Origin of the sequence: Streptomyces sp. NBC_01381, assembly GCF_026340305.1 — a bacterium.
In the GTDB taxonomy this organism is placed as follows: Bacteria; Actinomycetota; Actinomycetes; order Streptomycetales; family Streptomycetaceae; genus Streptomyces.
Genome location: NZ_JAPEPI010000001.1, coordinates 1,552,683 through 1,567,017, shown reverse-complemented (window position 1 = coordinate 1,567,017; position 14,335 = coordinate 1,552,683). Strand labels below are relative to the sequence as shown.

Sequence of the window (14,335 nt, the reverse complement as noted above, 5' to 3'; positions counted from 1 at the left end):
CGATGGGGGGCGTAGCCAGCCGTCACAGGTCGAACTCTCCGGCCAGTCCTTCCGGGGGCTGCTGCCGGTGCCGGTCAGGGTCGTAGATCGCGGTGAGGAACGGTGTGGCACCCAGGGCGTAGAAGCCGTACTCGAGTTGCTGGTACCACGGCCGCTCGCTCTCCAACTCCTTGGACACCTGGACGGTGATGCGGCCGTTCTTCGTCTGGCTGTCTGCCATGACGACGAACGACGTGCCCTGATCTGCGCGATCGGATGGGTTCGTGAGCACGGTGAAATCCCAGGTCTCGGCCCCGGGGACGTTCGCGCCGGCATCAAGTCGGCGCAGGATGAAGGTGGGTTGTCGGTGCAGCACCCTGGACTGGGCGCGTATCGCCATGTCCTTGCGCCGCATGGTCCGCCAAGGGGGCTCGGGTCGCGTGTGATGAAGATCCGAGAAGAGCTGGTCCCGCATCTCGGAGTACTCGGCTGCCGCACTCGCGAGCGCACGCGTGTCCCCGGCGAGCTGGCGCTGCGTGTCACAGCTGTCCAACAGGAGGCGGAGAGAGTCGAGCCTGTCGCGTATCCACGGATTCAGGAAGCGATCAAGGCCCCCCAGCCGGTAGGCGTCCTCGGCAGCTTCCGCGACGAGCAGCGTGCCTTGGTACAGAGCTGCGTGCTTCGCAGCGAGATCCATACGTCCTCCCCGGTCCATAGCTCCGCGATCAGTCTCGCAGGGTGTCGCGGGTGATCACCTAGGCTCGGTGGTGGGCGTGGGGCTGGAGACCCGTGTCCTCTGCCGCCCCCCGCATACCGGCCTCGCTCCTGGAGCTGGCCGTCCCGGTCGAAGAGCTGGCCCTGTATCACCGCAACCCGCGCACTGGTGATCTCGACTCGATCGCCGAGTCGCTGGCCGTCAACGGCCAGTATCGGCCGATCGTCGTCAACCGCGGCAGCCAGACCGGGCGCCCCAACGAGATCCTCGCTGGCAACCACACCTTCAAGGCCGCGAAGCATCTCGGCTGGACCGACATCGCGGTCACCTGGCTCGATGTAGACGACGAAGCCGCGGCGAAGATCGTCATCGTCGACAACCGCACCAGCGATCTCGCCGGGTACGACAGCGTCCTCCTCGCGGACATCCTCACCGAGCTCCCCGACCTTCAGGGCACTGGCTATGACCAGAACCAGCTCGATCAGCTGCTGGATGAGACGGCGTTGCCCGCGCCGATCGAGCTGCCCTCGGACGGAGCAGACACGGGGGCAGCGGCGACGGTGGACTACCTGCAGTGGGGGTACATGCAGTGGTCCTCCACCCGCGTCCGCGTCACACAGGCCGAGGTCGAACTCCTCGACGCGCTCTACAAGCGGTTTGTCGACGACCACGACTCCGACATGGGCTTCGGCTGGCACGTCCTCAACGACGAGCACCGCGCCGAAGAGGGAGCCGCCGCGTGAACCCCCTCGACGTACGGTTCGAGCCCGCATACCCACTGGAGAAGCTGCGGCCGGCGGACTACAACCCGCGACGCCTCTCCGACGAGTCGTTCGTACGGCTACAGGGCTCGCTGCGCCGTCACGGCGTCGTGAAACCGGTGATCCTCAACGCGGACGGGACCCTGGTCGCGGGCCACCAGAGGACCAAGGGCCTGAAGGCCATCGGCGAGACCACAACCCCGGCGATGGTCCTGCCACAGAAGGTGCGCCTGCAGGACGAGATCAAGTTCAACCTCCTCCACAACCGCGTCGAGACCGAGTCGTCCGTGGTGTACGCGGAGCCGGGGCCGATCGGGCAGTGGTGCTGGATCCCGTGGCAGACCATCGAAGTTGAGGAGTCGAAGAACCTACCGTTCCAGCAGGCGATCGGGTTCATGACCGCCGCCCACGGCCCGTGGGGGTCAGTGGTCATCGACGACCAGGGCCGCATCGTTCTCAACGCCGAGTACGCGGCCGTCGCCAAGGCCCAACGCTTCGACATCCTCGCCTGGACCTGCGCTTCCTTCGATGCCGGCCAGCTCGTTGAGGACCTCACCGGCGAGTACGGCGTCTACGACTGGACCGGCCTCGAAGAGCAGGCACCCGTGTGGAACCAGCACATCGTGCAGCCCAACCGGCTGCGCGAGCACTCCTCGAAGGCGAAGGCGGACAAGGTCCGCTACAAGTCCGAGGTGTGGGAGCGCCTCGTCCTGCCTTGGCTGACGACCTCCGACCGGGTGGTGGACTTCGGCGCCGGGCACGGCGACTACGCACGGCACCTTCGCGGCAAGGGCTACAAGATCCACGACTACGAGCCCTATCGCACCTTGAAGGGCAAGTACGCCGTCGACATCCGCACCATCGTCGGCCAGATCCGCAGCATCGAACGCGAGTTGAAGGAGAACGGCCTCTATGAGGTGGTGGTCCTCGACTCCGTCATCAACGCCACCACCTCCCTCGACTACCAGCACTGGGTCCTCACTACCGTCAACGCGCTCTGCGCCGCCGACGGGCAGGTCTGTATCGGCACCCGCAACCTGGAACGCGAGTTGGCGTACGAGAACTCCGAGCACTCCATCAGCCGCGACTCCACCCGCCTGTCCTTCCTGGACAGCGAGAACGTCGACATGCGATTCGTACGCGGCAAATGGCAGCGCATCCGCTACCACACCCCCGAGTCACTACGAGGGCTCCTGTCCCGCTACTTCGAGGACGTACAGATCAGCGACACCACCAGGGCCACCGTCAAAGCGGTCTGCCGCCGTCCACGCGCACTGCCGATCCAAGATTACGAGAAAGCCGTAAACGAGGAATTCAATATGCCCTACCCTAACGAATTCCGGCACGATAAACATGAGGGACTGGCGGCAATTCTGATAGAATTGATCAAGGATAGGAATTTGAATATGGAGGGGTAGGGAATGAGATCAGAGGCGAACTCGGAAATGGTTCGCATAAGCATTGAGGCGCGCGATAACTACCGCATCATGTGGCTGGCCGGCATCCGCGACCTGGACCTGACACAGCACTGCCTGAAGGCTTTCGGGGAGCCCGACCGGCACCACATCAACACCCACAGGCCGCGCCAGACACTGCAGTTGCCCGCCACGAACCCGCCGACCGCCTGGTACTTGTGCGCGCTCCCCATCCCCTGGGACTGGTCACGCAATGCGCACCTCGCCTTCGAGTACGCGCCGGGCGAAACTTGGGAAGGTGACGCACTCGTGCGCGGCCTCGGCGTACAACTCACCAATGCTCGCCCCATCCTCGGCTGGGGCGAGCAGTCCATTCCCTCTGGCACCCCGAAACGGAACTCCCGCCTCTACCGCACCTGCCGCAACTGGCAATTTGCCTGGTGGCTCCGGGCCAACCGGGACGTCCCGGATGTCCTGCAACCCGCTGTCCAGCGGCCAGATGACGGGCCGGAGCAGTTGACGCTGTGAAACTTGGGTCTCCCGCTGGCGCTTCGCCCCAACGGGAGACCCTGGCCATGTCCGTCACCCTGTCGGGGACGGCAGCCCTTTCAGGCCCCTGCTCAAAGATCGCCGGACAGCGTTCATCAGCGCCAGTTGCGCGCGCGCCGAGGCCGACTGGGCATCCTCAAAGTCCTCTGCGCTCAGCGGGTCAAGCGCGGGGGCGCACTCCTGCGTAGCGCGGTGCACGAACTCCTCAACGGTGCTGGTGAAGTTGTCGAGTTCCTTCGTGATGCCCGCTGGGGTCACCAGGCTTGCGCTCATCAAGGCGCTGCTCCACTCGCCCCAGTCGTAGTCGCAGTCCCGGCGGTCAGCGTGGGCCTGCCTCAGTTCGAGCATGAACTTGGAGTAGTGACTGAATAGGGCCTGGTAGGCAGCAAGGCGCTGGTCGCGGAGTTGTCGACCCTGAGCCCGACGCGTGACGACGGCGCCGACGAGGATACCCACCGCGGCAGAGCTCGCCCCAACAGCCGTGGCCGCTAGCGTGTCCAGCACCAAAGCCCCCTGAATGCCCGATTCAAGCAACTCCCAGTCCGGTGAACCGAACCTACTGGTCGTGGAACTCGCACTGCAACGATCAGGCTTCCCCGAGGGCCAGGAAGATGCTGGCAGGCAACCGCCAGCTCGGCAAGGCAGTGCGCGTCTCCTGGCACCCCCAAGAGGAGGGAGACGGCCAATGATCCGGGATATCCGCACTGTCATGGCCTTCGTCACCGACCCCGAAGCAGCAGCGCGCTGGCGGTCCACGATCTTCGGCACCGACGTCCAACTCAACGTCGACAGCTCCAATGTCCAGGTTCTGGTAGTCGTCGTTCGCGGGCCTGTTCCGAGTTGCCCGCGGCGGATAGCGTCGCGCGATGGACTGGACGACGGTGGGGGTCGCGATCGGGAGCGCCGCGCTGAGTTCGGCGCTGGGCTCTGGCTGGCTCCTGGAGCGGCACAAGCGCCGCTGGGACGACCGGAAGCAGCGGATGGAGATCCTGGAGCCCTGCTACACGGAGTTGCTTCTCAGGTTGAGCGACCTCGGCACGAAAATCGCGGAGTGCTTTAAAGCGGCAGATCGGCCACTGGACGACGAGGCAGCGGCTGCCTGGTTCGATGAGCAGGTCAAAGACGAATGGAACGAGTGGCGGATGCTGCTGCGCAGGAAGCAGCTACGGATTCCACAGCGTGTCTGGCCTCTGATCCTCAGGGCGGACGAGGCCCTTTACGAGCCGCGGTCCTACTTCCTGGCGAACCCTGGCGTCGACCTTATGGCCGCTCAGGTTTCCCTGGCCGGGTACTACGCGGCCTTCAACGAGTTGCAGGCGACGATGCGCGAGGACCTGGACCTGGGGCCCCTTGCCCCAACGCCACGTTCCCGCCGTACCCCGCCTGGCCCCTAGGTGGTCCTTCGATGGCAATGATCAAGGTTCAGTGGCGCGGGACCTACCTGACCTGTCGCAAAGGTTGAGTGATTCTCGGCGAAGGTTGAGCGGCTGCTTCTGGCGGATTCGGTCCTTGTGGCGGGAGACGAGGCCCACCGCCGGTCAGCTGATCGGTGGCAGGAGGGGGACCCGCGCGGCGAGGAACTTCGGGGCCATCTCGCGGTAGCTGTCGGTGATCAGTTCCGCAAGCTCGGTCCAGTCGGTGTGGTCACCGAGAACGGCGGCGACGACGTTATGGCCCCAGTCGGCACGGAGGAACGGGAACCCACCGGCGGTCAGGCCGAGCAGGTCGTCGACGGGTACCCGAAAAGTCATCACGACCAGTTCCTGATCTGCGGTCGCATACGAGGCGTAGACCGGGTAGCGATCCACGTCCGGCGTGTAGACATGGACGAACGTCCGCGTACGGATCCGCCAGCGCACGCCGATCCAGGCTGGTTCCTCGTACGACTCGGGCAGCTGCCGGCAGATCGACCGCGACCGGTTCAGGATCTCCGGCGGCACGTCTCCAGGACTGGACATGGGCCGACACTAGCGACCGCCGGAAAATTCCGCGCCGGAAGCGGCTGGGCAGGGAAGCGGTCACCAACCTTCGCTGAGAATCACTCAACCTTCCCTACGTTGCGACAGGTCACTACCCGTCACCGGTCGCTTAGAGGCATCTCATCCACTACTCTCGCACGCATGTTCTATTGGGAGCCGCCGAGTACCGCCCCTGCCATCGACCCCATCGAGGCCCCGTCGCGCGCCGAGCGTGCGATCCGCGGCGTACGCACAGACGTGTACTCCACTGGGCATGAGCCCGCCGCATGGGTCTGGAGCGACGGCGCCTGGCACTGGGCGTCAATCCGTGCCCGCCACTGCTACCCAGACGGGTCCGTCGAACTTCAGGTCCGCGTGCCCCAGGACAGCGCATCTCTTGGGGAGCGCACGTACCGGTGGGGCCCCGGCATCGTCCTCGCCCATCCCGGGAGCCGTGCAACCAGCACCACCGCCGTGGACACCAGCCGCCGTTGACGGTGCGGGCAAGCAGGAATGGATGACGCGCAGGCCGCCAGGGTCAGACAGCACACGGCCGGCTGGGAACACCGAGCCGGTCTGCTGGTCGGAGTCTTCGTCATGGGCCGGGACGATGTGCTGCCGTTCCTCGGCGACATCGTGGCCTGCGAGGACAAGACCTCCTACTACGCGAGCTACACCGTCAGCCAGGACGCAATCGAGATCACCGTAGGCGGCAGCGGCGACAGCTCCATCACCGATACCGAATACCTGCTCGCCCTGCGCATCTCTGCAGCGGCCGCCGTGCGAGGAGTACGACTACTCGGCTCGTAAACAGGCGACAGATCCAGCGTCGCGCCCCGGGCAATATTCCTCGCCATGGAGCCGGGAGCCGCTGCTAGCATCGCCGCATGATCGCGCCTTCATTCCGAATCGAGATGATGCCCCGCCAGCGGGGCTGCTGATACCGGACGCGCGTTTCCGAGGCCCTGAGACGGGGCCTCGACCTGTTTTCGGACTCGGAGCTCCGCCTCGCAACTTACGGAGGTTCCGATGACCGCACCACGGCACTACATCACCACGACGATCCCGTACGTCAACGCCCGCCCGCACCTGGGCTTCGCCCTCGAACTGGTTCAAGCGGACGTTCTCGCCCGCCACCGCCGCCACCGAGGCGACGAGGTCCGCCTCCTCAGCGGAACCGACGACAACTCGCTCAAGAACGTTCTTGCCGCCGAGGCCGCAGGCGTCAACGTCCAGACCTTCGTCGACCGCAACGCCGAGGCCTTCGCCGCACTACGCGAACCGCTGGCGCTGTCCTTCGACGACTTCATCCGCACTAGCCGCGACCCGCGCCATCGCATCGGCGTGGAACGGCTCTGGCGCCAGTGCGCGAAGTCCGGTGACCTGTACCGCAAGCACTACGAGGGCCTTTACTGCGTGGGCTGCGAACAGTTCTACACCCCGGCCGAACTCGTCGACGGCCGATGTACCGAGCACGGCACCGAACCCCGACTGGTCGCCGAGGAGAACTGGTTCTTTCGCCTGTCCCGCTACGCCGACACCCTGCACGATCTGATCTCCAGCGGAAGCCTGCGGATCGAACCCGCCGCCCGGCGCAACGAAGTCCTCGCCCTCATCGCCAGCGGGCTGCACGACTTCTCCATCTCCCGTTCTCACACCCGGGCTCACGGCTGGGGTATCTCCGTACCGGGCGACGAGAGCCAGGTCGTCTACGTCTGGTGGGACGCCCTCGGCAACTACGTCACCAGCCTCGGCTACGGCACCAGCGACGAGACTTATGAACGGTGGTGGGTGCGGAGCGAGCGGCGCGTTCACCTGGTCGGCAAGGGGGTGGTGCGTTTCCACGCCGTGTACTGGCCGGCCATGCTTCTCTCCGCGGGGCTGCCGCTGCCCACCGACATCCTGGTCCACGACTACCTCACCGTCGACGGACGCAAGATCAGTAAGTCCAGTGGCGTCACCGTCGACCCTGCGGCCCTTGTCGAAGAGTTCGGGACTGATGCGGTGCGCTGGTGGCTCCTGCGGGAAGTCCCAAGAGTCGGTGACGCCGACTTCACTCGAGAGCGGCTCATCGCCCGAGCCAACGCGGATCTGGCAGGCGGTCTTGGAAATCTCGTCAACCGGGTCGTGGCCATGGTCCACCGCTACCGGGGCGGCCATGTGCCACTGCCCCTGGCCGACGCTCCGGCCACAGAACCTCTAGCTGCGACCTGTCGTGATGTCCCGAGTCAAGTGGATGCGGCCTTGCACGGATTCGACTTCCGCCGGGCAGCCGCTGCGGTCTGGACGATCGTGGAGGAAGCCAACCGCTGTATCGACAACACCCGCCCCTGGGAGCTGGCCAAGGCCGAGCGGGGCGGGGATCCTGCGACCGGGAAGCAGCTCGACACGGTCCTCGCCGCCCTCGTTCAGGCATGCCGCGTACTGGGCGACCAATTGCTGCCATTCCTCCCGCGTGCCGCTTCCCGGATCGCTGGGCAGTGCGCAGAGAGCAATGGGAGCCTCCCTCCTGCGAACCCGCTGTTCCCTCGCATTGCGGAGGACAGCGCATAGAACCCTGGACGTCAGCGCGTTCGGCGAGGGCGGACCGGTGCAGTTGACGCTCGGGGGATCTCCCGATTCGACGTGGGGTCGTTGAAGAGGCCAGCGGCCTCGCCCGTCGGCTTCGGTCAGACCCTCCGCCGACGATGCACATGCGAGTCACTCACGCGCCGCAGACCGCGCCTCGCGATCAACCTCGCCCCTGCAGCAAGTACGCCATCAGCGCGCCCGCCACATCGGGGCCGAAGCCCTGGCCGCGCGCCTCAGGAATGAGGAGGACGTCAATGCCCCCGTCCTTCCCGCCTGCGCACGAGTACTGCGCGTACCCCACGGGTCCGCTGCCAGCCAGCACAAGGAACGACTCAACCTCTGGCCGAAGGCGCCCTACGTACCTGGCAGCTACCTCGTCTCGGGCCAGTGGCGTGCCGCCCCAGTGCTCAACGAAGGCAGAACTGGCGAACCAGCCGGCCAGCAGGTCAAGATCCTCCTCCCCAACGGGGACAAGGCGTGTCAGTTCCCCTTCGATCGACATCGCGGCGGGCATCCGGCGACTCCTGATTTCGAGAGGGGACACGAAGGGACGCCCCCACCGTAGGCGCCCCAGTGGTCGCAACGTTCCGTTAGGAGGTCCCTAGACGAGTGCCACCGATCACTATCGAACAGGTGCTCTCCGGGAAGCGCCTACTCACCACCCCGCCATCGCCCCGTCGAGGCCTCCCTCGCACCTCACACGAGCCATCGGCGTACGGACCGATGTGCGCTCGGACTGGCACGAGCGGGCGGCATGGATCGCGGTTCGCAGCTGAGTCAGGGATCATGGACAGTGGGCGCGGGGCCCAGGGAGTTGTTTCATGGGCCGCCCCAACCGCGCCACCCGGGCTGCCATCACCCAGCGCCGCGCTGATGCGATCGACCTGAAGCTGGCCGGGGTGGACTGGCTGACGATCGGCCGCAAGCTCGCTGCCGATCCGGCGATCAACTCTGACGGCATCGCGTACCCGCAGGGGTACGGCATCGACAAGTACAAGCGGGGCCTGGAGCCTCCGACCGACAAGCGGCTCATCGAGTTCGCCTGCAAGGACGTCTCCAAGGCCCTCGCCGAGCGCACGACCGCCCTGGACGATAGCGCCGACGATCTACGCAAGCTCATGGCCGAGCGGCTGGAGCGGCTGTTCTTCGGGGTCTACCGTGCCGCGATCCGTAACGGCGACTACCAAGCTGTTGACCGGGCGGTGCGGATCATTGAGCGCAGCAGCCGCCTCCTCGGTCTCGATCGGCCGGCCCGCACAGAGCTGTCCGGCCCTGACGGTGGTGCAGTGCAGGTCGAGACCGCAGGCCTGGACGAACTGGAGCGCCTGATCAATCTCGCAGGCGGCGAGGGTGGCCAGGGCTGACGAGGCGGCGGTCCTCGAGGTCTACCGGACGCTTCCCGCTCAGCGCCGCCGTGAGATAGCCGCAGCCTCCACCCCTGAGCTTCGCGCCCGGCTCGTGCGCATCGAGCGCGAGCTGGCAATGGACCGCTCCCCTGGCGCGATGGCGTCCGTCCTCACCGACGGCCGAGAAATGCAGGCCCCGCACCTGGGGCTGATCGACGCCGCCTTCGAGCAGGTCGCTGCAGGGCACCCGACACGTCTGCTGCTGACGATGCCGCCGCGGCACGGCAAGAGCCGACGGGCCGCCCGCTGGGCACCGCTCTGGTACCTGCGTCGCCGCCCCGAGCACCGCGTGATGATCGCCAGCTACTCCTCCGACCTTGCCGACGATCACGGCCGGTGGATCCGCGACGCGATCCTCAACTACGGCCCACAACTGGGCATCAGCCTGCGCGCCGGCTCCTCCGCCGCCAACCGCTTCGACCTCACAGGTACCGAAGGCGGCGCCGTCATGGCCGGTGTCGGCGGCGGCCTCACCGGCAAAGGCGCCCACCTGGCCGTCGTCGACGACCCCATCAAGGATGCCGCCGAAGCCTCCTCGCCCACCATGCGCAAGCGACTGTGGGAGTGGTGGCAGGCCGTCCTGCTCACCCGCATCGAGCCCGGCGGCTCGGTCATCTTGATCCAGACCCGCTGGGACGAAGACGACCTCGCCGGCCGAGTCCTCGCCGACGAGGGCGACCGGTGGACCGTCATCGACCTGCCCGCCATCGCCCTCGCGGAAGACGACGCCCTCGGCCGTTCCCTCGGTGCGCCCCTGTGGCCGGCGCGGTACGACAGCGACGCGCTCACCGAGATCCGCCGCTCCGTAGGCGAACGCGTCTGGTGGTCGCTGTACATGCAGCAGCCTCGACCGCAGGACGGCGGAGTCTGGCAGTGGCCTTGGATCACCAACAACCGTGTCAGCGCAGCCCAGTTCCGCGGCATCGACCTGACCCGGATCGTCGTCGCCGTCGACCCTGCCGGCGGCGAGTCCGCCGTCGGCGACGAGACCGGCATCGTTGCTGCGGCCCGCGACCGCGACGGACACCTCTACGTACTCGACGACCGCTCCGGCAACCGCGGCGCCGACGCATGGGGCCGCGAGACCTGCCTGCTCGCCATCGAACTGCGCGCCGACGCCATCGTCATCGAGTCCAACTACGGCGGAGACATGAGCCGCCAGATCCTTAACCAGGCCTGGCGGGAACTCGAACGCGAGAAGCGCACCGAAAACATGCTCATGCCCGCGGTCCTGTCCGTCACCGCCAAGCACGGCAAGCGACTGCGTGCTGAACCAATCGCGCAGCTCTACGAGCAGGGCCGTGTTCACCATGTCGGCGAGTGGCCGAAGCTGGAACAGCAGATGGTGACCTGGGTAGCCGGCATGGACTCCCCAGACCGGATGGACGCCGCAGTCCACGCCCTGACACAGCTCGCCGACCCAGCCGAGAGCGGGATGGCCACGTCTGCCTACCAGGATGAACGTCTGTCCGGACGTCGATGAGCAGTGAGCCTGGAAGCAATGCCGGCACCACCGCCGGGCACCGCGACGTTCGTGATGCCCATGGGGACGAAGGAGCAACTCCGGTCTCCCCATGGGCATCACGGCGCGACCTCCGCAAGCCGCGTCCCCAACCCTGATCGTCGTCTTGGACCGCACGACGGTCTGAGCCACGTCTGGCTCACCTACGCTGAAGGTGGCGCGGGGCCGACGTTACGGACCTGTCCCGTGGGCCTGCGCAGCCTCCTCACCGACGCCTGGTCGTGGCTGAACTACAAACCTGTCATGGCCGGCACGCACGACGGGCGTCCCCATCGTGCTCTCGCCCCCGAACTCCAAGCCACCTGGCTCCCCGATGACGCGGTACGCCGCCTGGCCGCGTACAAGCTCCTGGCGGCGTACGACTCGAACCAAGCCGGTGAGCTCACCGCCCTCGCGGGCAACGAATCAGCGGCTGAGCGACGCGAGTTCGGCGAACCTTCGGTGTTCGTCGACACCGCGCTGGCTCACATGCTCGGCAAGAACCAGCAGATCATCGTGCCCGGCGCCGAGCACGCCAGCGATGATGAACCTTCGCCTGAAGCCATCGCAGCGGCAGAGGTCCAGCAACGTCTACGCGACTGGGCCGAAGCGGAATTGCTGCCGCTGCGGATGCAGGCCGCGGAACGCAAGGCCGTACTGCTCGGTGACGGCATCTACCTGCTCGCCTGGGACCCCTCGAAGAACCGGGTACGTCTGAAGACCTACGATCCCGGCTTCTACTTCCCCGTCCTTGAGGACGACGCAGACCCCGGCGACTTCCCGAGCAGAGTGCACCTGGCCTGGGAGATACCCGAGGACCCGAAGCGGGGCATCAAGGCCAAGCTGCGCAGGATCACCTACGAACTGGGGTCGATCGTCCCGCCCACCCGCAGCACTACTCGAGACGGGCACGCCTGGCGGGAGCCTGTCGAGGACGGTGCTGGACACCCTCTACTCGCCTCCGGCGACACCTACGTGCCGGAGACCGGCAGTCTCGAGCGCACCTACCCGTGGGCACCAGACGGGCCATCGACCATCACCTGCTACCTGACCGATGCCGAATGGCTGCTGGAGGACCTGCGTCACGGTCAGTCCCTGGATGAACTGCCGCTGGACAAAGCCACGTTCCGTACACGAGCCGACGGAGAGGTCCTGCACAACCTGGACCTGCAGATCGACTTCCTGCCGGTGGTCCACATCAGCAACAGCATCGCCGACGGCGAGCACTTCGGCCAGTCCTCGCTGGCCAAGGTCATGCAGGTCCTGGACGAACTCGCGGAGACAGACACAGACTCCGCGAAGGCCTCCGCAACAACCGGGGCACCGATCATCGGCCTGGCCGGCGCTCGGGCAGAAGTCGACCGTGTCACCGGGCGCCCCAGGCCGCTGGCCATCCAGCCCGGCACTGTGTTCCAGCTCAGTGACGGCGGCCGCATGGACGTACTGGACACGTCGGGACAGCTCGCCGAACTGCGAGCCCGCACCGAAGAAGTTCGGGACCGTGCGGCGATCAACGCCCGACTTCCCGCTGTGAGCCTGGGCACCGTGGATCCGTCCGATGTCCCCAGCGGATACGCCCTGCAACTCTCCTTGGGTCCTTTGGACTCCCTTGTCGACTCGATGCGCTTGGCGCGCGCCCACAAGTACGTGCTGCTCCTGAAACTGGTCCAGCGCCTCCATCAGGCTGGACGCGCTGAGGGCTGGCCCGTGGGCGAGACCATGGCTGCACGGCTGGTCTTCGGACCGCACACGCCGACCGACAGGACGGCGATCCTGGACGAGGTCGTGAAGGGCGTGGCGGCCAACGTGCTCTCGCTGGAGACGGGGGTTCGGATGCTCCAGGACGCTGGATATCCGATCGAGGACGCGCGGGAAGAGGTCCGTCGCATTCAGGCTCGTGTGGCCCTGCCCAAGGTGGCGCTACAGACCACGCCGACCGAGTCAAAGGCCGGCGATCGTCAGCAGGCCGCTTGACCTGACGACGGTCAGTGCTTCCCGGACAAGGCATAGTGCTTCTCCGCCTTCACCGACTGGATCTCCACGGTGAAGTCCTCGCCGGTGGGACTGCCGATGTACGCCTCCTGGTCGGCACCGGACTTGCCTGGCTCGTCGTCGTAGACGTCGGAGTCTCGCTTCTTCTGCGTGATCTCGTACTGAGCTGGGGTCTTGCTGTCCGGCGGCACTCCTTTCACGGTCACGGACGTGGAGTGCGGTTTCACGTCCTCGCCGCCACGAAGCACCTTGAACGTCACGGTGTAGTCCTTGGCGTCGTCGGAGTCGTTGTACGCCGTCACCGAAATATGGGGCGTGTAGGTGCGGTCGCCGTAGTTAGGGATGTTCGACGATGCCTTGTCGACGGACTGGTAGGCGATCTCGATGCGGCCGCCGTCGACGGGGATCGTCGTCTGCTCGGCGTAGGTGAGAGAGCGGTCCCAGGTGCTGGTGGAGTCCTTCTGGGACACGATCCACCAGCCACCCGAGGCCAGGGCGGCGGCGCACACCGCGCCGACGCTGACGATCAGCTTCTTGTTCTGCAACTTGCCCACGGTCCCCCCATGATCTTTTAGTCAAAGGGTAACGAACCGCCCACAGTTGCCGATCTTGCCGCCCTATGCGCGAGGCAGAGCTTCCGCAGTGGTGAGCTTCCGTCGGCGTAGCAGGGCGAGGACCGCGACGGCGCCCAGCGTCATCCATGCCTTCCCGAGGATCTGGCCCGGCAGGTAGTCGAAGGAGCCGAAGGCCATCCTGAGGAAGATCAGGCTGTCGGCGAGGAGACCGACCGCGTTCGAGACGAGCATCGCGACGAGGAGCCCTCGTGTGCGGAGCGGCTCGTAAACGGCGAAGTCCATCATCTCGGCGACAGCGAACGCGGCGGCCGAGGCGAAGGCCAGGGCTGGGTCGGCGAGGAAGTAGGAGAGGACGGTGCCGATGGCTATCGCCGCGAGGATTGCCTTGCGGCCTGCGGCCTCACGGGCGAGGTCACGGAGCACGAGGGCCAGGCCGACCATGTAAACGCCGGCTGGGGCGTCATAGCCGAAGCCGACGGGCAGGGCTCCGATGTGCGTGACGGCCAGGTTGGCGGCCGGGATGGTGGCGATGTAGGCGACGAGCGTGGCTATGCCAGCTGGAGCGGGGACCTTCACGATCTTCTTTCTGTCTTGGTGCGGCAGGAATCGCCCAGCCTGCGTTGAGCGGAACGAAGGCGGGCGGCGCCCAGACAGTACAGCTCACGCCACTGACAGCCACCAAGAAATTAGACAAACTGCAGGTCAGCACCCACCTCCGACTCCTGCTCGGGCTGGAGAGTCGGGATCTTCTAGATCGAGACCGTACAGAAGAGGTAGACGGACATGTCGGCCTGAAGGCGATCCAAGAGCACGTGGAGGGTTTCAGCCATCGTCACGTGCAGTCGCGATTTTCCCGCACCTTCCATCGGTCCGCTTTGAGCGAACTTATGCCGTTACATCACTCATCAAGTGG

16 protein-coding genes are annotated in these 14,335 nt (G+C 66.2%); 10 read left to right on the top strand and 6 right to left on the bottom strand.

What is annotated here, in order from left to right:
* Nucleotides 1-22: 22 nt before the first annotated feature.
* Nucleotides 23-676, bottom strand: coding sequence for a hypothetical protein (locus tag OG453_RS07620; protein ID WP_266865783.1), 654 nt, complete (start codon nt 674-676; stop codon nt 23-25).
* A gap of 92 nt (nt 677-768) precedes the next feature.
* Between OG453_RS07620 and OG453_RS07615 the strand changes: the two genes are divergently transcribed.
* From OG453_RS07615 to OG453_RS07605, 3 genes are read left to right on the top strand one after another with little or no spacing between them, the layout of a single operon-like run.
* The gene (locus OG453_RS07615; protein ID WP_266865781.1) at nt 769-1,437 is read left to right on the top strand and encodes a ParB/RepB/Spo0J family partition protein; all 669 of its coding nucleotides are present in this window, start codon (nt 769-771) and stop codon (nt 1,435-1,437) included.
* Nucleotides 1,434-2,873, top strand: a complete 1,440-nt coding sequence (locus OG453_RS07610; protein WP_266865779.1) for a methyltransferase domain-containing protein — start codon at nt 1,434-1,436, stop codon at nt 2,871-2,873. Before OG453_RS07615 ends, OG453_RS07610 begins: the two co-directional genes overlap by 4 nt.
* Nucleotides 2,874-2,876: 3 nt before the next feature.
* A complete protein-coding gene (locus tag OG453_RS07605; protein WP_266865778.1) occupies nt 2,877-3,398 on the top strand; it encodes a hypothetical protein in 522 nt (173 codons plus the stop codon).
* Nucleotides 3,399-3,452: 54 nt separating this feature from the next.
* Here the strand turns inward: OG453_RS07605 and OG453_RS07600 are convergent, their stop codons facing one another.
* Complete coding sequence (locus OG453_RS07600; RefSeq protein ID WP_266865776.1) at nt 3,453-3,923, bottom strand: hypothetical protein; 471 nt, start codon at nt 3,921-3,923, stop codon at nt 3,453-3,455.
* Between the two features lie 362 nt (nt 3,924-4,285).
* Between OG453_RS07600 and OG453_RS07595 the strand changes: the two genes are divergently transcribed.
* Entirely contained in the window at nt 4,286-4,813 is a 528-nt protein-coding gene (locus OG453_RS07595) for a hypothetical protein (protein ID WP_266865774.1), read from the top strand.
* Nucleotides 4,814-4,957: 144 nt separating this feature from the next.
* On the opposite strand, the gene OG453_RS07590 is transcribed toward OG453_RS07595, so the two are convergent.
* Nucleotides 4,958-5,377 (bottom strand): MmcQ/YjbR family DNA-binding protein, encoded by a 420-nt coding sequence (locus tag OG453_RS07590; protein ID WP_266865772.1) that lies wholly within the window; start codon nt 5,375-5,377, stop codon nt 4,958-4,960.
* 162 nt (nt 5,378-5,539) lie between these two features.
* Here OG453_RS07590 and OG453_RS07585 point away from each other — a divergent pair, with 162 nt between their 5' ends.
* From OG453_RS07585 to OG453_RS07575, 3 genes are all read left to right on the top strand, one after another.
* A complete protein-coding gene (locus tag OG453_RS07585; RefSeq protein WP_266865770.1) occupies nt 5,540-5,872 on the top strand; it encodes a hypothetical protein in 333 nt (110 codons plus the stop codon).
* An 18-nt stretch (nt 5,873-5,890) separates the two neighbouring features.
* Complete coding sequence (locus OG453_RS07580) at nt 5,891-6,187, top strand: hypothetical protein (protein WP_266865768.1); 297 nt, start codon at nt 5,891-5,893, stop codon at nt 6,185-6,187.
* Between the two features lie 219 nt (nt 6,188-6,406).
* Complete coding sequence (locus OG453_RS07575; RefSeq protein WP_266865766.1) at nt 6,407-7,930, top strand: methionine--tRNA ligase; 1,524 nt, start codon at nt 6,407-6,409, stop codon at nt 7,928-7,930.
* Nucleotides 7,931-8,108: 178 nt separating this feature from the next.
* Here OG453_RS07575 and OG453_RS07570 read toward each other — a convergent pair whose 3' ends face one another.
* Nucleotides 8,109-8,462, bottom strand: a complete 354-nt coding sequence (locus OG453_RS07570) for a GNAT family N-acetyltransferase (RefSeq protein WP_266865764.1) — start codon at nt 8,460-8,462, stop codon at nt 8,109-8,111.
* Nucleotides 8,463-8,769: 307 nt separating this feature from the next.
* On the opposite strand from OG453_RS07570, the gene OG453_RS07565 reads away from it, so the two are divergent.
* The 3 genes from OG453_RS07565 to OG453_RS07555 all read left to right on the top strand — a co-directional run bounded on the left by OG453_RS07565 (nt 8,770) and on the right by OG453_RS07555 (nt 12,829).
* Entirely contained in the window at nt 8,770-9,312 is a 543-nt protein-coding gene (locus tag OG453_RS07565) for a hypothetical protein (protein WP_266865762.1), read from the top strand.
* A complete protein-coding gene (locus OG453_RS07560; RefSeq protein WP_266865760.1) occupies nt 9,299-10,837 on the top strand; it encodes a terminase family protein in 1,539 nt (512 codons plus the stop codon). Before OG453_RS07565 ends, OG453_RS07560 begins: the two co-directional genes overlap by 14 nt.
* A gap of 225 nt (nt 10,838-11,062) precedes the next feature.
* On the top strand, nt 11,063-12,829 hold the full coding sequence (locus OG453_RS07555; protein ID WP_266865758.1) for a hypothetical protein: 1,767 nt from the start codon (nt 11,063-11,065) through the stop codon (nt 12,827-12,829).
* An 11-nt stretch (nt 12,830-12,840) separates the two neighbouring features.
* Here OG453_RS07555 and OG453_RS07550 read toward each other — a convergent pair whose 3' ends face one another.
* Nucleotides 12,841-13,401 carry a hypothetical protein gene (locus OG453_RS07550; RefSeq protein WP_266865756.1) on the bottom strand — a complete coding sequence of 187 codons (561 nt, stop codon included), beginning with the start codon at nt 13,399-13,401 and terminating at the stop codon, nt 12,841-12,843.
* 63 nt (nt 13,402-13,464) lie between these two features.
* Nucleotides 13,465-13,998: a VUT family protein gene (locus OG453_RS07545; protein WP_266865754.1), complete on the bottom strand. Its 534-nt coding sequence runs from the start codon at nt 13,996-13,998 to the stop codon at nt 13,465-13,467.
* Nucleotides 13,999-14,335 lie beyond the last annotated feature (337 nt).